Source organism: Allosphingosinicella sp. (assembly GCF_036402135.1).
In the GTDB taxonomy this organism is placed as follows: domain Bacteria; phylum Pseudomonadota; class Alphaproteobacteria; order Sphingomonadales; family Sphingomonadaceae; genus Allosphingosinicella.
In genome coordinates, this window is record NZ_DASWTN010000043.1 from 19537 (window position 1) to 41346 (window position 21810).

Annotated in this window: 24 protein-coding genes and 1 pseudogene; 4 read left to right on the top strand and 21 right to left on the bottom strand. The window is 63.6% G+C overall.

Annotated features, from left to right (window positions below; all coding sequences use genetic code 11):
- Window positions 1-38: 38 nt before the first annotated feature.
- From nadA to VGD10_RS12350, 17 genes are all read right to left on the bottom strand, one after another.
- The gene (nadA, locus tag VGD10_RS12270; protein ID WP_331041104.1) at window positions 39-1040 is read right to left on the bottom strand and encodes a quinolinate synthase NadA; all 1002 of its coding nucleotides are present in this window, start codon (window positions 1038-1040) and stop codon (window positions 39-41) included.
- Between the two features lie 21 nt (window positions 1041-1061).
- Complete coding sequence (locus tag VGD10_RS12275; protein ID WP_331041105.1) at window positions 1062-1745, bottom strand: DUF4230 domain-containing protein; 684 nt, start codon at window positions 1743-1745, stop codon at window positions 1062-1064.
- Window positions 1742-2599: an MBL fold metallo-hydrolase gene (locus VGD10_RS12280; RefSeq protein ID WP_331041106.1), complete on the bottom strand. Its 858-nt coding sequence runs from the start codon at window positions 2597-2599 to the stop codon at window positions 1742-1744. The genes VGD10_RS12275 and VGD10_RS12280 overlap by 4 nt, the downstream gene beginning before the upstream one ends.
- Before the next feature lie 93 nt (window positions 2600-2692).
- The gene (locus VGD10_RS12285) at window positions 2693-4012 is read right to left on the bottom strand and encodes a M56 family metallopeptidase (protein WP_331041107.1); all 1320 of its coding nucleotides are present in this window, start codon (window positions 4010-4012) and stop codon (window positions 2693-2695) included.
- Window positions 4009-4377 carry a BlaI/MecI/CopY family transcriptional regulator gene (locus tag VGD10_RS12290; RefSeq protein ID WP_331041108.1) on the bottom strand — a complete coding sequence of 123 codons (369 nt, stop codon included), beginning with the start codon at window positions 4375-4377 and terminating at the stop codon, window positions 4009-4011. The genes VGD10_RS12285 and VGD10_RS12290 overlap by 4 nt, the downstream gene beginning before the upstream one ends.
- A gap of 280 nt (window positions 4378-4657) precedes the next feature.
- Window positions 4658-4987: a Grx4 family monothiol glutaredoxin gene (grxD, locus tag VGD10_RS12295; RefSeq protein WP_331041109.1), complete on the bottom strand. Its 330-nt coding sequence runs from the start codon at window positions 4985-4987 to the stop codon at window positions 4658-4660.
- Between the two features lie 11 nt (window positions 4988-4998).
- The gene (locus tag VGD10_RS12300) at window positions 4999-5232 is read right to left on the bottom strand and encodes a BolA family transcriptional regulator (RefSeq protein ID WP_331041110.1); all 234 of its coding nucleotides are present in this window, start codon (window positions 5230-5232) and stop codon (window positions 4999-5001) included.
- A 5-nt stretch (window positions 5233-5237) separates the two neighbouring features.
- On the bottom strand, window positions 5238-5564 hold the full coding sequence (locus VGD10_RS12305; protein WP_331041111.1) for a DUF1476 domain-containing protein: 327 nt from the start codon (window positions 5562-5564) through the stop codon (window positions 5238-5240).
- 125 nt (window positions 5565-5689) lie between these two features.
- Window positions 5690-6559, bottom strand: coding sequence for an AraC family transcriptional regulator (locus VGD10_RS12310; protein WP_331041112.1), 870 nt, complete (start codon window positions 6557-6559; stop codon window positions 5690-5692).
- 91 nt (window positions 6560-6650) lie between these two features.
- Complete coding sequence (locus tag VGD10_RS12315) at window positions 6651-7649, bottom strand: NADPH:quinone oxidoreductase family protein (RefSeq protein WP_331041113.1); 999 nt, start codon at window positions 7647-7649, stop codon at window positions 6651-6653.
- Window positions 7646-8347, bottom strand: coding sequence for a glutathione S-transferase family protein (locus VGD10_RS12320; RefSeq protein WP_331041114.1), 702 nt, complete (start codon window positions 8345-8347; stop codon window positions 7646-7648). Before VGD10_RS12320 ends, VGD10_RS12315 begins: the two co-directional genes overlap by 4 nt.
- A gap of 5 nt (window positions 8348-8352) precedes the next feature.
- Window positions 8353-9189 (bottom strand): N-acyl homoserine lactonase family protein, encoded by an 837-nt coding sequence (locus VGD10_RS12325; RefSeq protein ID WP_331041115.1) that lies wholly within the window; start codon window positions 9187-9189, stop codon window positions 8353-8355.
- Window positions 9190-9214: 25 nt separating this feature from the next.
- Window positions 9215-9850 carry a 3-oxoacid CoA-transferase subunit B gene (locus tag VGD10_RS12330; RefSeq protein WP_331041116.1) on the bottom strand — a complete coding sequence of 212 codons (636 nt, stop codon included), beginning with the start codon at window positions 9848-9850 and terminating at the stop codon, window positions 9215-9217.
- 1 nt (window position 9851) lies between these two features.
- Entirely contained in the window at window positions 9852-10247 is a 396-nt protein-coding gene (locus tag VGD10_RS12335; protein ID WP_331041117.1) for a DUF1801 domain-containing protein, read from the bottom strand.
- Window positions 10244-11125: a 5'-nucleotidase, lipoprotein e(P4) family gene (locus VGD10_RS12340; protein ID WP_331041118.1), complete on the bottom strand. Its 882-nt coding sequence runs from the start codon at window positions 11123-11125 to the stop codon at window positions 10244-10246. Before VGD10_RS12340 ends, VGD10_RS12335 begins: the two co-directional genes overlap by 4 nt.
- Window positions 11122-11829 carry a CoA transferase subunit A gene (locus tag VGD10_RS12345; RefSeq protein ID WP_331041119.1) on the bottom strand — a complete coding sequence of 236 codons (708 nt, stop codon included), beginning with the start codon at window positions 11827-11829 and terminating at the stop codon, window positions 11122-11124. The genes VGD10_RS12340 and VGD10_RS12345 overlap by 4 nt, the downstream gene beginning before the upstream one ends.
- Window positions 11830-11916: 87 nt before the next feature.
- Entirely contained in the window at window positions 11917-12216 is a 300-nt protein-coding gene (locus tag VGD10_RS12350) for an SCP2 sterol-binding domain-containing protein (RefSeq protein ID WP_331041120.1), read from the bottom strand.
- A gap of 99 nt (window positions 12217-12315) precedes the next feature.
- Between VGD10_RS12350 and VGD10_RS12355 the strand changes: the two genes are divergently transcribed.
- From VGD10_RS12355 to VGD10_RS12365, 3 genes are read left to right on the top strand one after another with little or no spacing between them, the layout of a single operon-like run.
- Window positions 12316-14523, top strand: coding sequence for a thiamine pyrophosphate-dependent enzyme (locus tag VGD10_RS12355; protein ID WP_331041121.1), 2208 nt, complete (start codon window positions 12316-12318; stop codon window positions 14521-14523).
- Window positions 14516-15553 carry an ACP S-malonyltransferase gene (locus VGD10_RS12360; RefSeq protein ID WP_331041122.1) on the top strand — a complete coding sequence of 346 codons (1038 nt, stop codon included), beginning with the start codon at window positions 14516-14518 and terminating at the stop codon, window positions 15551-15553. The genes VGD10_RS12355 and VGD10_RS12360 overlap by 8 nt, the downstream gene beginning before the upstream one ends.
- 32 nt (window positions 15554-15585) lie before the next feature.
- A complete protein-coding gene (locus VGD10_RS12365) occupies window positions 15586-16536 on the top strand; it encodes a DUF808 domain-containing protein (protein ID WP_331041123.1) in 951 nt (316 codons plus the stop codon).
- An 83-nt stretch (window positions 16537-16619) separates the two neighbouring features.
- Here the strand turns inward: VGD10_RS12365 and VGD10_RS12370 are convergent, their stop codons facing one another.
- The 4 genes and pseudogenes from VGD10_RS12370 to thiS form a co-directional block, all read right to left on the bottom strand.
- Window positions 16620-16874 (bottom strand): hypothetical protein, encoded by a 255-nt coding sequence (locus tag VGD10_RS12370; RefSeq protein WP_331041124.1) that lies wholly within the window; start codon window positions 16872-16874, stop codon window positions 16620-16622.
- Between the two features lie 180 nt (window positions 16875-17054).
- On the bottom strand, window positions 17055-19019 hold the full coding sequence (locus tag VGD10_RS12375) for a protein-L-isoaspartate(D-aspartate) O-methyltransferase (protein WP_331041125.1): 1965 nt from the start codon (window positions 19017-19019) through the stop codon (window positions 17055-17057).
- A 44-nt stretch (window positions 19020-19063) separates the two neighbouring features.
- On the bottom strand, window positions 19064-20254 hold the full coding sequence (locus VGD10_RS12380; RefSeq protein ID WP_331041126.1) for a low temperature requirement protein A: 1191 nt from the start codon (window positions 20252-20254) through the stop codon (window positions 19064-19066).
- A 46-nt stretch (window positions 20255-20300) separates the two neighbouring features.
- Window positions 20301-21309, bottom strand: a pseudogene (thiS, locus tag VGD10_RS12385) (sulfur carrier protein ThiS).
- 52 nt (window positions 21310-21361) lie between these two features.
- Here thiS and aroQ point away from each other — a divergent pair.
- Complete coding sequence (aroQ, locus tag VGD10_RS12390; protein ID WP_331041127.1) at window positions 21362-21802, top strand: type II 3-dehydroquinate dehydratase; 441 nt, start codon at window positions 21362-21364, stop codon at window positions 21800-21802.
- The last annotated feature ends 8 nt before the right edge of the window (window positions 21803-21810 follow it).

Below are 21810 nucleotides of genomic sequence, written 5' to 3' on the forward strand. Positions count from 1 at the left end.
CGGTCAAAGCGCCTGCCGTCACTACCATGAACCGGCGCTTAGTCCCCGGCGAGGATCGGCTTTCCCACGTCATCTTTGCCGACCGTCCTCCCCGCCATGTCAAGCATGCGATCGAGCGACTTCTTGGCGGCGAGGCGGAGGTCCTCGTCCAACTCGACGCGCGGCTCAAGATCGCGGAGCGCGACGTAGAGCTTCTCCATCGTGTTGAGGGCCATGTACGGACACATGTTGCAGTTGCAGTTCCCGTCCGCGCCCGGTGCACCGATGAAGCGCTTGTGCGGCGCCTTCAATTCCATCTGATGGATGATGCGCGGCTCAGTCGCCACGATCAGGGTCTCGGCGGGTGAGCGCAGCGCATAATCCAGGATCGAAGAGGTCGAGCCGACATGATCGGCATGGTCGATGATGTGCGGCGGACATTCCGGATGCGCGAGCACCGGCGCGTCCGGATGCTGCGCCTTCAGCTTCAGAAGCTCCGTTTCCGAAAACGCTTCGTGGACGATGCAGACGCCCGGCCACAGCAGCATGTCGCGCCCGGTCTTCCGCGCCAGATAGCCGCCCAAATGCTTGTCGGGGCCGAAGATGATCTTCTGGTCCTTCGGAATTTGGCTGAGGATCGTTTCCGCGGATGACGAGGTGACGATGACGTCTGACAGCGCCTTCACCGCCGCCGAACAGTTGATGTAGGTGAGCGCAATGTGATCGGGATGCTTCTCCCGGAACGCCTTGAACTGGTCCGGCGGGCAGGAATCCTCAAGGCTGCAGCCCGCGTCCATGTCGGGCAGCACCACGATCTTCTCAGGCGAGAGGATCTTCGCCGTCTCCGCCATGAAACGGACGCCGCAAAATGCGATCACATCCGCGTCCGTCGCCTCGGCCTTGCGACTGAGGTCGAGGCTGTCGCCGACGAAATCGGCGATGTCCTGCAATTCCGGCGCTTGGTAATAATGCGCGAGAATTACGGCGTTCCGCTCCTTCCGCAGCCGCTCGATTTCGGCGCGGAGGTCGAGGCCGCGAAGGCTTCTGTTCGGTGCGTTCATGCTTTCCCCAACTTCCGGCGGCTACTGCGCCTGCCGTTCCTTTAACACATCCTCGATCCGGCGCGACCGGTCGAGATAGGAAGCGTCATTGCCGCTCTCGCCGGCAAATCGCACCTCCACATTGGCTTCGATCCCCGCAGCCCGCAGCGGCATCGCGAAGCTTCGCGCCACAGCGCGCCGCGCCGCGTCCCGCGCAAGCCGCATAGGCAGCGGCTGCCGCGCCTGTTGGATCAGCTCCTGCCGCCCCCGCTCCCGGTTGGCGGCGTCGAGCCGGTTTTCCGCGTCGGTAAGGGCGATCAGAACCCCGCCGCCATCATATTCTCTTATCTCCCTAAGATCGACCTCGGGGCCGGAAATTTCAAGTGGTGGCAAGGAGATAGACAGGGTCTTGGTCGCCTCGTTCCAAGCGATATCCCGCTGCTGCAGCTTTGCCAGATCGAGTTCGTAGCGGACCATGCCCGGCATGATCAGCGTCTTTTCCGCGCTGAGACCGAACCGCGTCTGCCGCGACGTGACGACGGCAACGAAGCGGGCCGCGAACGGCGTTAGGCGCGCCTGCTCCCGCACTGACTGAAGGCTTGCGGCGGCGATCGTCTCCGGGTCGGGACCGCGAAGCATGTTGCCCATGCGGATAAGGCCGATCAGCGCCGCTCCGAGCAGCAGCCCGACGGCAAGTGCGAGAGCGATCTTGGCACGGCTCCTCATGCGGCAAGGCTCCATTCCTCATCCACGCGACGAACAACCCCGCGCGCCTCGAGGTCGATAAGATGCGCAAGCACGGAGCGGCCAGCCGCCGGATGAAGGCGCGGATCGATGCCCTTATACATGTCCGTCACCATTGCCGGGATACGTCCTTGGCCGCGCTTCAGGTGCCGCAATATCTGCCCCTCCCGCTGCTTGCGATGGCCGATCAGGCCCCGCACCAGCCGCTGCGGCTTCTCGATGGAGGGTCCGTGCGCCGGATAGTAGATCACGTCGTCGCGCGCGAGCAGCCGCTCAAGACTCTGCATGTAGAGCGCCATGTCACCATCGGGCGGCGACACGACGGTGGTTGACCAGCCCATCACATGGTCGCCGCTGAACAGCGCCCGCTCCTCAAGCAGCGAAAAACAGAGATGATTGGACGTGTGGCCCGGCGTCGCTACCGCTTCCAAGGTCCAGCCCTCGCCCGCGATCGTCTCGCCGTCTTCAAGCACTCGGTCCGGACGGTAGTCCGGGTCGAAAGCAGCATCCGCCCGCGGCCCGTCATCCTCAAGCGTCAGCGGCGCGCAACCAACGATCGGTGCGCCGGTTGCCGCCTGAAGCGCACGGCTGGCAGGGCTGTGGTCGCGGTGCGTATGCGTGCAGACGATCGCCGCCACCTTCTCGTCGCCAAGCACGTCAAGAAGCACCTCGATATGTTGAGGCAGGTCCGGCCCCGGATCGATCACCGCCACCTCGCCGCTGCCGAGGACGTAAGTCTGCGTGCCGGTGTAGGTGAACGGCGACGGGTTGGGGGCGAGCAGCCGCCGGACCAGCGGGCTCAGCCGCTCAACCTTGCCGGTAGGCCACTCTTCCATGCCGGGGCATGTGGCACCGGCAGAGCCAAAATAAAAGGCGGAGGCGCCTTTTGAAGCGCCTCCGCCTGAACATCGTCTTAGAGCCGGTTCAGCTTAGGACGCTGCCTTCCGGCGTGCGATCTCAGCCTTGATGGCTGCCACTGTGCGCTCCCTATGAGCAGCAGGCATGGGGCTCTCCTGATCGATACGGGCGAGAGCCTTCTCAAGCGTCGCAACCATATCGGCATTGGTGGTGCCTTCGTTGCAGATGAAGAACTTCAGCCTGTCGTTCTCGCCAGCTTCGCCGATATCGGCCTCGAACGTTTGCGAAACATCACAGGTCATCGGCCGCTCGGCGCGCTGAATATCCTGGCCAGGACGGATCGCCCGAGTGAACGGCCGCGCACTCAGAGCCGGCATGGTGGCAGGATCGCCCGTGAACACGCGGGTATGCATCTTGCCGTCCTTCAATTCGTCGTCCGGACCGGCGAGTATCACGACGTCACCGACCTTCTCCTTCGCCTCCTGGGCGAAGCTTGGGCTGCTGAGGACGAGGCCGGCAGGCAAGAGCGCGGCAAGCACGGCGGTCCCGCCAATGCTGCGCAGCAGGCTGCTGCGGTGGTTCTTGATCATCTTCAATCTCCGTTTCAATTGATCGGCGTGGTTCAGGGGGCACACGGTGATCAGGCCGGGGTGGCTCGCCGCCTTCACGAGCGCACAGCCATAATCGTGCTTTTCGTTTGCACTGGCATCGGCGGTAACGGCGGCGTCACAGGAGAGCTCTTGGTCCGCCCGAAAGGCGCGGAAGGCAAACCATGCCACTGGATTGAACCAGTTGAACGCCAGCATCAGGAGCGCAGCCATGTTCCACCACATATCCCCCCTGAGGTGGTGGGTTAGCTCATGCTCCAGTGCGAGCCGCTGTTCCGTAGGAGTATAGCGTTCGATAAAATCGGCAGGAAGAACGATGCGCCGTTTCAGAAGACCGAGCGCCAGCGGGCCTTGCACCGCATGGCTCGCGATCGTTCCGATACCGCCAAAGACGGGCGGTTCCGCCGCTGTTGCGCTCGCCTCGATCCGGCGCAGGAACATCCTGTAGGACGCCCATTGCCAGATGAGGAAAACGGCCGCGCCCCCGGACCAGATTGCGAGGTATAGAGGCATTTGCTGCTCCGGGCTGCCGCTCGGAAGCGACATCGGCGCGGCCGCTCCCTCTGCCGCCGCTGGGATGAAGGCATAGGCAGAGGGAAGCACGGAAGGCATTTCAATTTCGAAGAATGGCATCGGCGGAAGGACCAGCCTCAGCGCGGGCAGGATCCAGAGCGCATATGCCCATCCCGCCCCGAAATAATTGGCAACGGGGCGCCGAAGCATCAGCACCACGACCATGAGCAGGGTGACCGCGACGAGCGTCTGAACCAGCCAGCCGATCACGACTTCAGCGCCTTCAAAAGGGCTTCGATCTCGGCGATGTCCTCAGCGCTGAGCCGGTCCTGCTTCGCCAGATGAGCGACCAGCGGCGTCACTCGGCCGCCGAACATCCGGTCAATGAGCTTGCCGGATTCCTGCGTGACATAGTCTTCGCGGCGTATCGTGGGACGGTAGAGGTAGCGGCGGCCATCCTCCTCATGGGCCAACACGCCCTTGGCAAGGAGACGGGACAGCAGCGTCTTGACGGTTCTGACGCTCCAGCCGCGGCGAGTATCGACCCGCTCGGCCACATCGGCAGCAGTCAGTGGGGCGTTCTGCCAGAGCACCTCCATCACCGCCTGCTCGGCTTCCGATATCCGCTCGCTCACCCGACTCTCCCGACTACATCCGTAATCATCGCGACTACATCTGTAGTCAATAGCCTGAACGGTTGATGAATGTCTATCAACTCGGGGGTGTCGGACGCTTTTACAGCGACCAGCGGACGCAGATTGGCGTTAACCGTGAAGATGCGCGGATTTCTGCGGCACGCCGAAATTGGCACGCGGCATGTATTCTAGGATGATGTCCCAACGTTCCAACGAAGCAGGGGCGGGCAAGCGCTTTTCCGGTCGCGCGCCCGCCCCTCTTATTTTGCGCTGCTGGCGATCAGCTGACCTTGGCGACCTGCTTTTGCTCGAGGAACTGCTGGAGCTCGCCGGCTTCGTACATCTCCATCATGATGTCGGAGCCGCCGACGAACTCCCCCTTCACATAAAGCTGAGGGATGGTCGGCCAGTCGGAAAATTCCTTTATCCCTTGGCGGATTTCCGGATCCTGGAGCACGTCCACCGTCTCATAGGCGACGCCTAGATGATCGAGGATCGCGATCGCGCGGGACGAAAAGCCGCATTGGGGGAACAGCGCCGTGCCCTTCATAAACAGGGTCACGTCGTTCGCGTTGACGATCTCGGTGATGCGGGCGTTGGTATCGGACACTTTTCTACTCCTCAATCCGGTGTGGCTGTGGTGAGCTGCAGCGCGTGGAGCACGCCGCCCATCCTTCCGCCCAGCGCCTCATAGACGCGCTGATGTTGCTTGACGCGCGGCAGACCTCTGAAGCTTTCCGCTATAACCCGCGCTGAATAATGATCGCCGTCGCCCGCAAGATCGGTGATCTCGACACGGGCATCGGGAATGCCTTCCCGGATCAGCGCCTCGATCTCTTCGGCCGCCATCGGCATGATGCTTACTTCATCTCCGAGATGAACTGGCGCCGCGCTTCAACCGACTTGTGCTCCAGAGCCTCGCGGATGCGCGCCTCGTCGCATTCGACGCCGGCACTGGTAAGGTCGCCAAGCACCTTCCGGATCACATCCTCGTCGCCCGCTTCCTCGAAATCGGCGCGAACCACATCCTTCGCATAGGCATCCGCCTCAACCTCGGTCAAACCCATCAGGTTTGCCGCCCACTGCCCCAGCAGCCGATTGCGGCGCGCAAGGATCTTGAACTGCAGCTCCTGATCGCGTGCATACATATTCTCAAATGCGCGTTCGCGGTCGTCGAAGGTGGTCATGGTCTTCCCTTGGCTGTTGCGTGTCCAGATAAGCGCAAGGGCGGCAGCGCGCAACGCGGGCGGGTGAGCGACGAACTGAATCTTGATAGAAAGGCGGCCCGCCTTGGCCAGCCGCCTTTCCATGATTATCGCAGGGGCAGGAAGAGGTCTGTCACCGTCTCGTTCTCCGGCACCTCCGGAAAAAACTTCACCCGCTGAGCAAAAGGCGGAAAGTCGCGGAGTTCTTCGCCGCTTCTTGGCAGCCAGTCGGCATAAAGAAAGGTGAAGCCTGCCCCAAGATCGTCACTTGCGCCGGTGAGGCGCAGCACCGCACAGCGACCGCCGGGTATCAGCCCTTCGACAACGCCAACTTCATTTGGCTCGATTGATCCATTCGTGGCTGCACAGATATCCATCCGATAATCCTCGGCCGCAGTGCTCGCCGGATCGGAATGGAAGATATTGTAGGTGGCGCTGCTACGCGGTGGCAGCCCCGCCGACCTTCGCCAGCTTATGAAGCGTCGCACGCTGTCGCCGATGCGGGATGGGTCTCCGCGATGCTCTAGAAGAGCGACGGGGGTATCGGAGAAATCGACAATGCGTACATCGCCGTCGATGAAATCATTCGCCATAGCTTGGCTCCTTGCCTGAGTGATCGGCCCGAGGGCCTGGAGCCAAGGAGTCCAGTTCGGCTGTTTCCGAAAATCGTTGGGCGTCTGTTCCAGCCACTGCTTGAAGGCCCGAGCAAAGGCTTCCGGACCCTCATAGCCGCTGTTCAGCGCCACCTCCATCACGCTGGCTCCTCGAAACGCCAGACGGTAAGAGGCGCGCTTCATCCGGACGAGCTGAACGTAACGTGCGACGCTGATCCCGAACAATTCCGAAAACTGCCGGTGGAAATGATATTTGGAGAAAGCTGCCACTTGGGCGAGCCGCTCGACGCTCAAATCCTCGTCGAGATGCCCGTCTATATGATCCAGCACCCGCTTCATTCGCGTCCAGTAATGCTGCGTCATGGCTGCTTCACCAAATAACCTCCTTGGCGGAGGCTTCTTTAATCGGGCACGGGAGGTGCAGCCTGACCGATCTTGCTTTTCGGCCAGCCAGTCACTCGACCATAACGACGAGCTTACCCACCGCCTTGCGGGCGGCCATATAGGCGATGGCTTCGCCGCCGTCCGCGAGCGGCCAGGTGCGGCTGACCTTGGGCGCGATCTTTCCCTCCTGCCAGAGGCGGAACAAAGTCTGGATGTGCGCGGCATTGGCTTTCGGGTCGCGTGCCGCGAAGGCGCCCCAGAAGACGCCGCAGACGTCGCAGCTCTTGAGGAGGGTCAGGTTGAGCGGCAGCTTCGGAATGCCTGCTGGAAAGCCAACGACGAGGTAGCGGCCTTCCCAGGCAATCGAGCGGAGCGCGGGCTCCGCATAATCGCCACCGACGGGGTCGTAGATCACGTCGGCGCCGTTCGGCCCCACCGCATCCTTGAATTGCTGGGCGAGCGCCTTCGACTGGTCCTTGTCGAACGGGCCGCGGGGGTAGACGATCGCTTCCTCCGCACCCGCCGCTCGTGCCGCCTCCGCCTTTTCCTCCGAGGACACCGCCGCCACCACACGCGCGCCGAACGCCTTGCCGAGTTCCACTGCTGCAAGGCCGACGCCGCCCGCGGCGCCAAGCACCAGCAGGGTCTCGCCCTCCTTCAACTTACCGCGATCCAGAAGCGCGTGGATCGAGGTGGCATAGGTGAGGATCAGCGCCGATCCCTCCTCGAAACTCCGTTCCGGCGGCAGCGGCAGCGCCATGCGCGCGTCCACCAGCACCTTTTCGGAAAGGCCGCCGTGGCCGAGCATCGCGATCAGCCGGTCGCCTTCCTTCCAGCCTTCGACACCCTCGCCCAATGCTTCCACCACGCCGGCAATCTCGCCGCCGGGGGCGAAGGGCCGCTCGGGCCGGAACTGATACTTATCCTCGATGATCAGCACGTCGGGATAATTGATCGCGCAGGCCTTCACCCGCACCAATAATTGTCCCCTCCCCGGTACTGGGTCCGGCAGCTCCGCGAGCTCCAGCGTCTCAGGGCCGCCCGCCGCGCGGGAGAGCAGCGCCTTCACTCGGCCGCCGCCGGCGCAGGCGCCCGGTAATCGGCGATGATGGTGCCGCTCGCGCCCACTTCATTTTCATGGCCGATTTCACGGTGGGTTTCGGCAAGCGCCGCTTCCTCCCATTCGCGCATCGTGGGCAGTGAAAGCATGTGCGCCACCCAAGCGGCAGCGCCGTCTCCAACTTCGAGACCGTGACTGCGGATCCGGAAAGCGACCGGCGCGAAAAAAGCGTCTGCAGCGGTGAAGTCCTTTCCGGCGAGGAAGGGACCGCCAAACCGCGCGGGGCCACCGCCGAGAATCTCGTCCATGCGAGCCACATCACGGCGAAGGGCGTCGCTGTCTTCCTCGCGCCGCACGCGGATGCCGACGTTCATCGGGCAGCGGCTGCGGAGCGCACTGAAGCCGCTATGCATCTCCGCCACGACACATTGCGCCCAGGCTTTCGCCTCTGCGTCCTTCGGCCAAATCCCCTGGTGCCGATCGGCAAGGTAGAGTGTGATGCCGAGCGAGTCCCAGATCGCTCGATCGCCGTCGATCAGGCACGGCACCGTTCCGCTGGGGGCGAAGCTGCGAAACGCCTCGTAATTCTCAAGTCCGCTGAACGGCACCAGCCGGTCCTCGAACGGGATATCCAGCTGCCGCATCAGCAGCCATGGACGGAGCGACCAGCTCGAATAATTTCGATTGGCGGTGATGAGCGTGTACATCGCTCTTATTGGGCCGCCTGCGGAAAGGCTGGAAGCTTGGCGATGTCGGCCTGCTCATGCTGGATGATCACCTTGGCGCCCAGGTTTTTCGCAATGCGATCGAACCGATCCATCGATGCCAGTGTGTCCGCCCGATTGTGGTTGAAGGGCGGGACGCCGCGGTTAGCGACCTGTTCGGTGAAGTGATAAAGGTCTCCGGTCAGGAGCACCGGCCCCGACGCTAGCCGCACCAGCAGAGCATTGTGCCCCGCCGTATGGCCGGGTGTGGTGAGCATCATGACGCGTCCGTCGCCGAATACGTCCTTGTCGGCGATAGTTGCCTCGAGCTTTCCGCTGCCTTCAAGCCAGTGCGCGAGCGCCTCTTTCGAGTCCTTGTCCGCCGGTGGATCAGCCTTCAACGCATCCACATCGCCCTTGCCGATCAGCAGCTGCGCGTTCGGAAAGTGTTTGGCCTGGCCAACATGGTCGAAATGCCAGTGGCTGATGCCGATCATCTCGATCTGCTCCGGACGGACGTTGATGTCCTTCAGCTGGTCGAGAACACTGCGCTTCAGCTTCAGTGTCTGCGCCGGGGTAGTGAAGCTACGCCCGACAAGCCGGTCCGTGAGCCCGGTGTCCCAAAGGAAATAGCGGCTGCCGTTACGAATGAGGTAGCAGCTGCCGACGATCGTCTTGGGCCCTTCGGGATATTGAAAAGTGTCGGAGAAGAAGGCGCCATATTGATTGATCTGAAATTCGCCGCAATCGAGCCGCCAAAGCTGCAGGGGTGCCGGTTGCGCGGGCGGGGCCTGCATTCCACTCAAGGCCAGGAATGCCGTTGCTGCGGCGATCAGCTTCTTCATGTCGTCCCCCTTCCGATTGATCCTCTCAGGCTTCGTAGCGCGCCGTCGTCTTCGCCGCTACTTCCTCGGCCGTCACGCCCGGCGCCATTTCGATGAGCTTGAAGGGGCTCTCATGGTCGGGTCGCTGGAACACGCATAGATCGGTGATAATCATGTCGACCACATTTTTGCCCGTCAGCGGCAGCGTGCATTCGGGAATGAACTTCGGATCGCCGTTTTTCGAGGTGTGCTCCATCACCACGATGATCTTCTTGACGCCGGCGACGAGGTCCATTGCCCCGCCCATGCCCTTGATCATCTTGCCGGGGATCATCCAGTTGGCGATGTCGCCGTCCTGGCTTACTTCCATGGCGCCGAGCACGGTGAGATCGATATGGCCGCCGCGGATCATCGCGAAGCTGTCGGATGACGAGAAATAGCTCGACGAGGGAAGCTCCGAGATCGTCTGCTTGCCCGCGTTGATGAGGTCCGGATCCTCCTCGCCCTCGTACGGAAACGGGCCAATGCCGAGCATCCCGTTTTCCGACTGGAGCGTCACTTCCATGCCCGCGGGGATATTGTTCGCGACGAGCGTCGGAATGCCGATGCCTAGGTTCACAGAAGAGCCGTCGCGAAGCTCCTTCGCCGCGCGCGCCGCCATCTGGTTGCGGTCCCACCCCATCTTAGCTTCCCTTCTGCTTCTCTTTTCGCTCGGCAATGGCCGCCTCGATGAGGGCCGCCACCGCCGGATCCTTCAGATCGTCCAGCGTCCTGATCTTTAGGTGCCGCAGCATCTTGCCGGGCCCGCCGAGGCGCCCGCCCGGATCGGGCAGGTTCGCGCCGTGAAAGAACCCCAGATTGGCATGCGCCGTAAAGGCGATCATGTAGATATAGCCGTCGCTCATCTTCTTGGGGCCGGTGCCCCACCAGATCAGCCTCTCCTTCGGGCTCGGCACCGCGACCGCCTCAGGATCGCGACGGTCGATCTCAGCATGCATCGCTTCGAGTAGGCCCTGCCCGAATGGGCCGACCCGCTCGAAAACCTGGTCGATGGTGCCGAGATGCTCCGATACCTTCAATCCGCACCTCCCGTGCCCGGATCGACCCAGCGCTTGTCGGCCGGGAACACATCGTCATAGCTGCCGCGGACGCTCGGCCCGTAGACCGGGTTGGGGAGCATGAACCAGCCATTGCCCCAGAGAGAAGCGAAGCTGCCGCTCGTCGCTGCGCGGCGGCGATCCGGAACGCTCAGCGTCTTCACATTGAACAGGTCGGAGAAATCGCCGAGTTGGTCACCGGCCATGGCGATCACGCAATAACGTTCTGCGATCAGCGCTCGGCGCGCGTCCTTGGCCGATCCGCTGCCGGCATCGCCCTGCAGGAACAAGGTGTCACGATGCCGCGCCGGCCCAAGGCCGGACTGATTGATTGCGATCTCCGTAAAGGTCGCGTTCTCGGCCTTGCGGTTGGTGTTGAAGATCACCTTCACACCCGCCTCGCGGATTGCGCGGAGGGCTGTCACCGCGCCCGGCACCGGCGCGACATTGTCCGCACCCGTTCGCTCCCAGCGGTCCCAGATCTCCTGGCTGTAGCTGCGGCCCTTCACGGCCTCGTCATATTCATAGCCGAGGTTGAGCAAAGCAGTCTCGTCAACGTCGAGCACCACCGCCAGCGGCTTGTTTCCGCATTGCTGGAAGCGCGGACTATCTAACGTCGAACCTTCGGCAAGAATGACGCTCTGCGCGGGCCGCCGCAGTGCAAACTGCCGCACATAATCGCGCATCGCATGATAAGCTTGGATCGACGTCGCGCCCGCCTCGCCCGAACCGTACAGCCACTGCATCGTCTTCGGCGGCTCAGCCGAAGCGGCAGGCGCGGGCAACACCGTAACGGGCGCCGGCGCGGTTGTGCAGGCCGACAGCGCCAGCAAAACCGCAGCGGCCGATTTTCGCATCATGCCGTTTCCCGCTGGCGTGTCATCCGGAACTCGATCTTCTTGTCGTACGGCGCGCCGAGGATCAGGCGCTTCACATAGATGCTCGGCAGGTGGATGGCGTCGGCATCGAGGCTCCCCACCGGAACGATCTCCTCAACCTCCGCGACGCAGACCTTGCCCGAAGTGGCCATCGGCTGGTTGAAGTTCCGCGCCGTCTTGCGGAAAATGAGGTTCCCCGCCTCGTCCGCCTTCCAGCCCTTGATGATGGAAAGGTCCGCGCGGATGCCGCGCTCGAGGATGTAGGTCTCTCCGTCGAACTCCTTATGCTCCTTGCCCTCGGCGACGACGGTGCCGACGCCGGTCTTGGTGTAGAAGCCCGGAATGCCCGCCCCACCCGCGCGGCAGCGTTCGGCGAGTGTCCCCTGCGGGCAGAATTCGACCTCGAGTTCCCCGGCCAGGAACTGCCGCTCGAACTCCTTATTCTCCCCCACATAGGAGGAGATCATCTTCTTCACCTGGCGCGAACGGAGGAGCTTCCCCAGACCCTCATTGTCGATGCCGGCATTATTGGAAGCGATGGTAAGGTCCTTCACCCCCGACGCCTGGATCGCGTCGATCAGCCGCTCCGGAATGCCGCAGAGGCCGAAGCCCCCCGCGCAGATCGTCATGCCGTCGAACAGGAGCCCGTCGAGCGCGGCCTCCGCATTAGGGTAGATCTTTTTCATCAACCGCTCCGCTCTGGTCGAAAGGCCGATAGGCGGAGCGGCCGAGTCAGGTCAAGAAAACCTGAATGGGCCTTCAACTTCTGCAGGTCAGCTCTTCAGCTTCGACAGCACGCCCTGAAGCTGCATGGCGTTCGACATGTCGCCCTCAACCTTCAGCTTGCCCATCATGAAGGCGGTCATGCCGTCCATCTGCCCGCTCGCAAGCGCCTGCCAATCCTCCCAGCTGACCTTGATCGTGGTGTCGGCCGCGCCGTCTTCCTCGGTCACCTGATTGGCCTGCCCGTCGAGCATCACCGCGCCTTCGCTGCCGAAGTCGAGCTTCACGCGCTTGCCGGGGATGAAAGCCTGCTTTTCGCCGAGCGCCGCCACCAGTTCCTGCTTCGTCATCTTCGTCTCCTTGGTTGCCGAACCAACTAGTTTACGCGAACGTCAAGTCAAGGCTTCGGCGCTCTCGACGGGCGCGGATGTGGGCGGTAGAGGCGCGGCATGGACGCAGCCGAGATCATCCACGAAAAGTTCCTCGCAAGGGTCGGTAAGGGAAGCCTTCCGCGCCGCGTCGCCCGCGTTCAACCCGCCGACGTGGGCCTCGCCCGCGAGACGATGGTGGAGCTGTTCTACAGCCAGTGCATGAGCCGCCAGATGGACCGGCTCTCGCGCCGGCTTCAGGCGCGGGGCGAGGGCTTTTATACGATCGGCAGTTCCGGCCACGAGAACAACGCCACCGTCGCCGAGGCCTTCCGCGCCGACGACATGGCCTTCCTCCACTACCGCTCCAACGCCTTTCAGATTCACCGCTCGAAGAAGCTGCCCGGCCAGACGCCGGCCTGGGACATGCTGCTGAGCTTCGCCGCTTCCGCCGAGGACCCGATTTCCGGCGGCCGGCACAAGGTGATCGGCTCGAAGGCGCTCGCCATCCCGCCGCAGACCAGCACCATCGCCTCCCACCTCCCCAAGGCCGTCGGCGCGGCGTTCAGCATCGGCATCGCGAAGATGCTGAAGCTTCAGGATGCCGTCTTGGCACAGGACTCCGTCGTCCTGTGCAGCTTCGGCGACGCGTCCGCCAACCATTCGACCGCGCAGGGCGCGTTCAACACCGCCGCCTGGGCGGCCTATCAAGGCACGCCGATGCCGCTCGTTTTCATCTGCGAGGACAATGGCATCGGCATCTCGACCCGAACGCCGAAGGGCTGGATCGAAGCGACCTTCCAGGACCGGACGGCGCTCAAATATATCCACTGCAGCGGCCTCGACATGGCCGACGCTTATCGCGGCGCGGCGGAGGCTGCGCATTACGCCCGCACCAAGCGCCAGCCCGTCTTCCTGCACATGGATTGCGTTCGGCTCTATGGCCATGCCGGCTCCGACGTGCAGGCCACCTACCTGCCCAAGCATTTGATCGAGCAGGACGAGGAGCGCGATCCCCTTCTCTTCAGCGCCTCCCTACTGGTCGAGCAGGACATCCTCTTGGGTAAGGACATCCTCGCCATCTACAACGAGACGGAGGCGACGCTGAACCGCGTGGCCGAAGAGGCGATCCGGCGCCCGAAGCTCATCACTTCCAAGGCGGTGATGGAGAGCATCGTACCTCCCAAGCGCGAAATCGCCCGCGCCAACACGCCTAGCCCGGAGCAGCGCAAGGCGCTGTTCGCCCGCGACCTCGGCATGATGGAAAAGCCGCAGCATATGGCGCGGCTCCTAAGCTGGGCCCTGGCCGACCTCATGCTCGCGCACGGCAACATCATCGTCGCCGGCGAGGATGTCGGGCCGAAAGGCGGCGTCTACAATGTCACCGCCAAGCTGCACGAACGCTTCGGCTCCTGCCGCGTCATCAACACCCTTCTCGACGAACAGAGCATCCTCGGCCTCGGCATCGGCGCCGCCCATAACGACCTGCTCGCCATCACCGAGATCCAGTTCCTCGCCTATGTCCACAATGCCGAAGACCAGATACGCGGCGAGGCGGCGACGCTCAGCTTCTTCTCGGACGGCCAGTACACCAATCCGATGATCATCCGCATCGCAGGCCTCGGCTACCAGAAGGGCTTCGGCGGCCATTTCCACAACGACAACAGCCTCGCCGTCTTCCGCGACATTCCGGGCCTGATCCTCGCCTGCCCGAGCAACGGCGCTGACGCGGTCGAAATGCTGCGCGAGTGCGTCCGCCTCGCGCTCGAGGAACAGCGGGTGATCGTCTTCGTCGAGCCGATCGCGCTCTACATGACACGCGACCTACACGAGGAAGGCGATGCCCTCTGGACCGCACCTTATGCGGCGCCGGGCGAAGCGAAGCCGATCCGGCTGGGCGAGCTCGGCGTCCACGGCGAAGGCACCGATCTCGCCATCGCCAGCTACGCCAACGGCTATTACCTCTCCCGTCAGGCCGAGAAGATATTGCGCGAGCAGCATGGCCTCAAGCTCCGCGTCATCGACCTCCGCTGGCTCGCTCCGCTTAACGAGGATGCGATCGTCGAAGCCACGAAAGGCTGCGCCCGCGTGCTGATCGTCGACGAATGCCGCCGCACCGGATCGCAGAGCGAGGCTTTGATGGCGCTGTTCGCCGAACGGACGCCCCACATCCCCTGCCGCCGTATTACTGCCGAAGACAGCTTCATCCCCCTGGGCCGCGCTGCGACCATCACCCTGCCGAGCCGCGACTCCATTGTCGAAGCGGCGCTGGAGCTGGTCCGTGGCTGAGAAGCTCTCCGCAGTCATCGTCTGCCCGGGCCGCGGAACCTACGGCAAGGCGGAACTCGGCTATCTGAAGCGTCTGCACGCCGACAAGATGGATTTGATCTCCACCGTCGACCGGCTCCGCGCCGAACGCGGCCAGCCAACCATTTCCGAACTGGACGGCGCCGAGCGCTTCAGCCCGGCGCTCCACACGCGCGGCGACATCGCCTCGCCCCTCATCTTCACCGCCTCCTACGCCGACTTCCTAGCCATCGACCGCTCGCGCGTCGATATCGCGGCCGTCACCGGCAATTCGATGGGCTGGTACACCACGCTTGCCGTCGCGGGCGCGGTGAGCGCGGAGCATGGCTTCGGCATCGTCGATGCGATGGGCGAGAACAGCCAGGCCGGTGAGGCCGGAGGGCAGGTCCTGCTCACCCTCGTGGACGAAGATTGGCGGGAGATAGCAGGCCTGCGCCAGCAGGTGCTGGCGCTGGTGCAATCCATCAACTCCCGCACGGATCACGCGCTCTACCTTTCCATCGATCTTGGCGGCATGCTCGTCCTTGCCGGCAACGAAGCCGGCCTTGAAACCCTCCTCAAAGAAGCGCCGCCCACCCCTGCCCGTGAGCCCTTGCGTCTCGTAAATCACGGCCCGTTCCACACGCCGCTGATGCAGGGCTCCTCCGAACGCGCCTTCCAGCTTCCCGCCGAATGGCTTCATGCGCCCAAAGTGCCGATGATCGACGGCCGGGGCCAGATCTGGCGCCCGTTCGCAAGCAACGCTGAGGCACTCCGCAGCTACACCTTTGGGACTCAGATCCTCGAACCTTATGATTTCACCCACGCCGTCCAGGTGGCCGTGAAGGAATATGCCCCCGACCGGATCATCCTGCTTGGCCCCGGCGACACGTTGGGCGGGGCGGTCGCCCAGGCTCTGATCGCCATCGAATGGCGCGGCCTGCGTTCGAAGCAAGACTTCCAGGAGATGCAGGGATCCTCGCCCTTCCTTCTCGCGATGGGCCGCGAGGATCAGCGCGCGCTGGTGATCTGATGAAAAGCTTTACGACACAAAAGGGGATCTGAATGCCGTCAGGACTGGTAGCCCTTCTCGACGACGTCGCGAGCATCACCAAGCTCGCCGCCGCGTCGCTCGACGATATCGGCGCCGCCGCCGGCAAGGCCGGCACGAAAGCGGCCGGCGTGGTGGTGGACGATGCCGCGGTGACCCCGCGCTACGTCACCGGCTTCACCCCAGACCGCGAGCTGCCGATCATTGCCAAGATCGCCAAGGGCTCGCTGAAGAACAAGCTGATCTTCCTCCTTCCCGCCGCACTCCTGCTCTCTGCCTTCGCGCCTTGGGCGATCACGCCGCTGCTGATGCTGGGCGGCGCCTATCTCTGCTACGAAGCGACCGAAAAGATCATGGAGGCGGTGATCGGCCACGACGCCCATGTCGCCGACGTGCCGGTCGATGCCGGCCCGGGTGAGATGGAGGCCGAAAAGGTGTCGGGCGCGATCCGCACCGACTTCATCCTCTCCGCCGAGATCATGGCCATCGCGCTCGCCGACGTGGCGGAAGAACCGCTTCTCACCCAAGGCCTGATCCTTGCCGTCGTCGGCATCGGCATCACCGTCGCCGTCTACGGCGTCGTCGGCCTCATCGTGAAGATGGACGATATCGGACTCCACCTCGCCCAGCGCCGCTTCGGCGGCACCCGCGCGCTCGGCCGCGGCCTCGTCCTCGGCATGCCAGTGCTGATGCGCGCGCTCGGCATTATCGGCACCGCCGCCATGCTCTGGGTCGGCGGCGGCATCGTCGTCCACGGCCTGGAAGAATTCCACTGGGAAACCATCCCCCACACGCTCCACCATTGGGCTGAAGTGGCGGGCCACGCCGTCCCCGCCGCCGAGGGTGCCGTCACATGGATCGTCAATGCGCTCGGCTCCGCCGTGGTCGGTCTAGTGATTGGAGGCGCAGTGATTCTGCTGATCAAACTGTTCCAGAAGGTCCGCGGAACACCGGCAACGCATTAAAGGTGCGATGGCATCACGGCGTTATGTCGAGTTCTAAAGCTCTCAAAGATTCCGCGGTCAACGTCTGCTTTCACCGATCCTATTTAAGGTTGCTGGCGTTGCCGTTTCAGGTGCGCCAGCACAACTACCAAGATCGGCCCGAGAAGTCCGGCAGCCACACTAGCGTAGCTGCTCCAGACATACCTCTTTCCCAGTTCACGCAAAATGGCGGGGCCAACATAAGGATCTGACAACTCCGCATGGGTTCCCCAAGCAACGAAGAGTCCAAATGGAACAACAAGCAGGCCTAGTCGCGGACGCAGCGCTTCCAGCACCAGGGCAACCGCAATGAGTGCCACTGCCAATCCCCACATCGATCCTAGCGCGGGCTCCTTATCGGCGACCTCCGCGCACGCGGGCGAGGACACGGAGAGTGCTGATAAAGTTACCAAGGAACAGCGACGCATTCGATGTCTCCTGCGGACCTAGAGCTGTAAGCGAGAACAGATAACATCTGGTCACCTATCTTCCCATTCACATCAAAGCCCGAACGGATACATCTCGTCCTCGCCTGCCTGGATGGCGCCGGGCAGCGGCGTCACCGCGCTTGTCTCCTCGAACCACACCCAGGCGTCGAACTGACCCGGCAGCACCGCCTGCGCATAGTGGCTCCAGCGTTCCGTCTCCGGGCGATAGATGACGCCGATGAAGCGTTCTAGGCGCGGCTCTTCGAGGGCGGTGCGTAGCTCGGTCTTGGCGCCCCGAAGATCGAGCAGGTAGCGTTCCACACCTGCCTGATGCGACGCCTCCTCATAACTGCCCTTCATCGACGGGCGGACATCCTTCACCTCCATCGGGCCGTCCCAATCGGTTGCCGCGGCGACCGTGCCTGTATGGGTGCCGAAACCGATCAAAGCCGCCTTGTCGCCGAACTTCTCTCGGCAAAGTTGGCCGATATTCAGCTCCTCGCGCACCTGTCCCATCTCCGTATGGCTTGCGTCGCCGATATGGCTGTTATGCGCCCAGACGACCGCCTTCGCGTCCGGCCCTTTCGCCTCCAGCAGCTGGCAGAGCGTCTGGAACATGTGCGTGTCACGAAGATTCCAGCTCTCCGCCGCGCCGTGATACATGACGCGGTAATATTCCTCGGCATTCTTCACGAGCCGCGCATTGGCGGCGGCGTCGAGCCATTCGTCTCCATCCTCGGCGACCAGCTCCCAGCGCTTCTGCATCAGCTCGCGGAGCATCTGCGCCACCGGCTGCGCGCATTCGGCAAAGCCGCGCGTAATCGCCATCCGGCCGTAGCTTTGGGGGTTCTTCGCATAGGGCCGGAGGCAGCCGTAGCGCTCGCGCGCGATCGCGGCAGCGTCGGGGTCGCGCTCTTCCAGATAGTCGATCACCGCCCGGATCGAGCTGCCGAGATTGTAAAGATCGAGGCCGTAGAAGCCCGCCATACGCTCCGGCCCCACCACGGCGTTCCGGCTCCGCATCCAGCGGATGAAGGCTTGCACGTCGGTGTTGCGCCACATCCAGGTCGGAAAGCGGGTGAAGGCGGCCTCCTCGCCGTCGCGCGGCGGCCGGTGCCGTACATAGCGGTCGATGGTCGCCGCGTCGGGCCAGTCCGCTTCAACCGCCACTATCGTGAAGCCATGCTCCTCGATCAGCCGCTGCGTGATGGCGGCGCGGGCGCGATAGAATTCCGACGTGCCGTGGCTCGCCTCGCCGAGCAGGACCACCTTAGCGTCCGCATAGCGGTCGAACATCGCGCCGAAGGCGGGATCGTCAAGGTCCGGGAGCGGCTCCGCGGCGTCCCGGATCAGCTCCGGCAGCGAACGAGATTTGGACGGCGCGCCCTGCTCGTCCCAGGCATGCTTGCCAACCAAAGGCACGAAGCGGACCGGCCCCAGATCCTCCTGCTCATACTCATTCTCGCCGACGCGCGTGACCTTGACGAGGCTCTGCACCTGCTGCGGCTCGCCGACCGGCATGACGAGCCTGCCACCGATGCTGAGCTGGTGCAGCAGCGCCTCCGGCACATGGCTTCCGCTGGCGGCGGCGAGGATAGCATCGAACGGCGCCTCCTCCGGCAACCCTTCGGTGCCGTCGCCCTCTAGAACGTCGACATTGGTATAGCCGAGCCGCTCCAGCCGCTTTCCGGCAAGCTCGGCCAGCTCATGATGCCGCTCGATCGCCAGCACCTCGCCCGCGACCCGTCCCATCACCGCCGCCGCGTAGCCAGAGCCGGCACCGATCTCGAGCACCTTGTCGCCCTTCCCGATCTCCGCAGCCTCGATCATCAAAGCGACGATATAGGGCTGCGAGATCGTCTGGTCGGATTCGATCGGCAGCGGCGAATCCTCGTAGGCGAATTCGATGAGATGCTCCGGCACGAACGCCTCACGCGGAACGCTCCGCATCGCCTCCAGCAGCGAACGGTCGCTGATGCCCCGCGCGGCAATCTGCCGCTCGACCATCTTTTCGCGTGCCTTGGTAAGATCGGCCATCGTCGCCTCCTCGGTCCAAAACCGATGCTAGGCCGCGCCGTTCCTCATTCCGACTGCAGCTCCGCCCGCGTCTCCCGGAGCGAGATGAGTTCCCAAACCGCCACGATCACGAGAATCGCCGTCACTGCGAGCGATATGACGGCAGGGCTAAGTCGGGTGGCCGGAAGCACCATTGCGCCGAGCAGGCAGAGCCCGACGATGTGCGACAGCGGGAAATATTCGGACCCGCTGGTCCGTTTGAAGATGAGGTTGCCGAACAGATACAGCGCCGGGCCGCCGATCAGGGCGGCAACCTCCGCGGCGCCCGCATGGCCGGTGGGATGGGCAAGCGCCATCTCGTCCGACGCAGCGGTGACGATGATCCCCGCCACGATGGGAATGTGGAAATAGGTGTAGGCGAGCCGCGCCATCCGCCCTGGATCCTTGTCCTGCGCCAGCAGCCGTGCGGCGCGCGTGGCGCCAGTATCGAAATAGAGCCACCACATCGCGACGGTGCCGACGAAAGCGGCGGCGAAGGCGACGACGACCGGCAGCGCCCATTCGGTCTCCGCAAATGTGGCGCCGGTGATCAGGATCGATTCGCCGAGCGCGATAATGATGAAGAGGCCGCAGCGTTCCGAAAAATGATGACCTTCCACGTCCCAGGTCGCGGTGTCGCTCCGGCCCAGTCCCGGCACCCAAAAGGCAGCGATCGGACCCGTCGAAACGATGGCGAGACCGATCGCCCAGAGCGCCATCCGCTGCCCCGCATCCTCCACCAGCGCGCCGGCAATCCAGAAGGGCGCTTCGGCGAGGCTCCAGAGGAAGATGCGAATGAAGTTCAGGTGGTTGTCGCGATTATGGTGCCGGAGCGCGAGGATCATGAACAGGTTTCGGCCGATCTGGGTCACCACGTAGGTGATCGCAAACACAAGCCCTCGTTCGCGAAACGCCTCGGGTAGGCTGATCGCCATCAGCATTCCGGTCGCCATCAGCACGATCAGCAGCAGCCGCACCGGCATGTGCCGCACGTCGAGCCAATTGGTGACCCAGGCCGTATCCACCCACACCCACCAAAGCGCGACGAACAGCATTCCCGCCTGAAGGAAACCGACCGGATCCGGATGCTCGATCAGCGCGTGGCTGACCTGCGTCACGGCGAACACGAAGACGAGGTCGAAGAAGAGCTCGATGAAGCCGACCCGCTCGTGGCGTCCCTCGCTGCGCGGCCTCAGCAGATTGCGCCTGATCCCCACCTGCATCGGCGGAGAATTGGACCGGGCGGGTGAAAAGGTAAAGCGGCTAGATGAGCCCCGCGAGCGGGCTCGACGGATCGGCGTAGCGGCGTTTGCCCATACGGCCTGCGCGGTAGGCCATGCGCCCACTCTCGACCGCGAGCTTCATTGCTCGCGCCATCAGCACTGGGTCCTTCGCCTCGGCGATTGCGGTGTTCATCAGGACACCGTCGCAGCCGAGCTCCATCGCCACTGCAGCATCTGACGCCGTGCCGACGCCTGCATCCACCAGCACCGGCACCTTCGCCTGCTCGACCATGATGCGGATCATCACTTCATTCTGAAGGCCAAGGCCCGACCCGATCGGCGCGCCAAGCGGCATGATCGCGACCGCGCCCGCATCCTCCAGCTTCTTCGCGGCGATGGGATCGTCGGCGCAATAGACCATCGGCTCGAAGCCTTCCTTGGCGAGGATCTCGGTCGCGCGCAGGGTCTCGATCATGTCGGGGTAAAGCGTCTTGGCCTCGCCCAGCACTTCCAGCTTCACCAACGTCCAGCCGCCCGCCTCCCGCGCAAGCCGCAAGGTCCGGATCGCCTCCTCCGCCGTGAAGCAGCCGGCGGTGTTCGGAAGATAGGTGATCTTCTTCGGGTCGATATAGTCCATCAGCAGAGGCTGGTTCCGGTCGGATATGTTTACCCGCCGCACGGCGACCGTGACGATCTCGGCACCCGACGCTTCCACGGCCGCCGCGTTCTGCGCGAAATCCTTATACTTCCCCGTGCCGACGATCAGCCGCGAGGTGAAGGTCCGCCCTGCGACGGTCCAGGTATCTTCTTTCATGCTCACCTTGATTGCCTCAGCCCCCGCCCACGAAGGTCACGATTTCGATGTCGTCGCCATCCTCGATCCGCACTTCGCCATGCGTCGAGCGCGGCACGATCTCGAGGTTCCTCTCGACCGCCACGCGCGCCGGATCGAGTCCCAGCTCCTGCGCCAGCTCGGCGATGGTTATGCCTTCGCGGACGCGCCGATGCTCGCCATTGACCGTGATCGAAGCGGTGCCGTCATCGTGCATGGGAAAGCCGTGCCTTTGCGTGATTGCTCAGTCCGCCATATAGGAAGCTTCCATGGCGGCGCTACCGGCGATCTACGTCCTCAACGGACCTAACCTCAACCTCCTCGGCACGCGGGAGCCGGAAATCTACGGCTCCGACACGCTCGACGACATTGCGAGCGCGCTTGAAGACAGGGCTCGGGAGCTGAAGGTCGAGGTCGACATCCGCCAATCCAATCATGAAGGGCATCTGATCGACTGGCTGCACGAGGCGCAGGCGGAAGGTGCGAAGGCAATAATCCTGAATGCGGGCGCCTATACGCATACGTCCGTTGCCCTTCACGATGCGGTGAAGGCGATTACCGTCCCGGTCATCGAGCTTCATCTTTCCAATCCGCACGCGCGGGAGCGCTTCCGCCACCGGAGCTTCATCGCGCCGGTCGCGAGAGGAACCATCACCGGCTTCGGAGCGCTGGGCTATCAGCTTGCTCTGGACGCGGCGGCCCGTCTCTGACAGAGGCC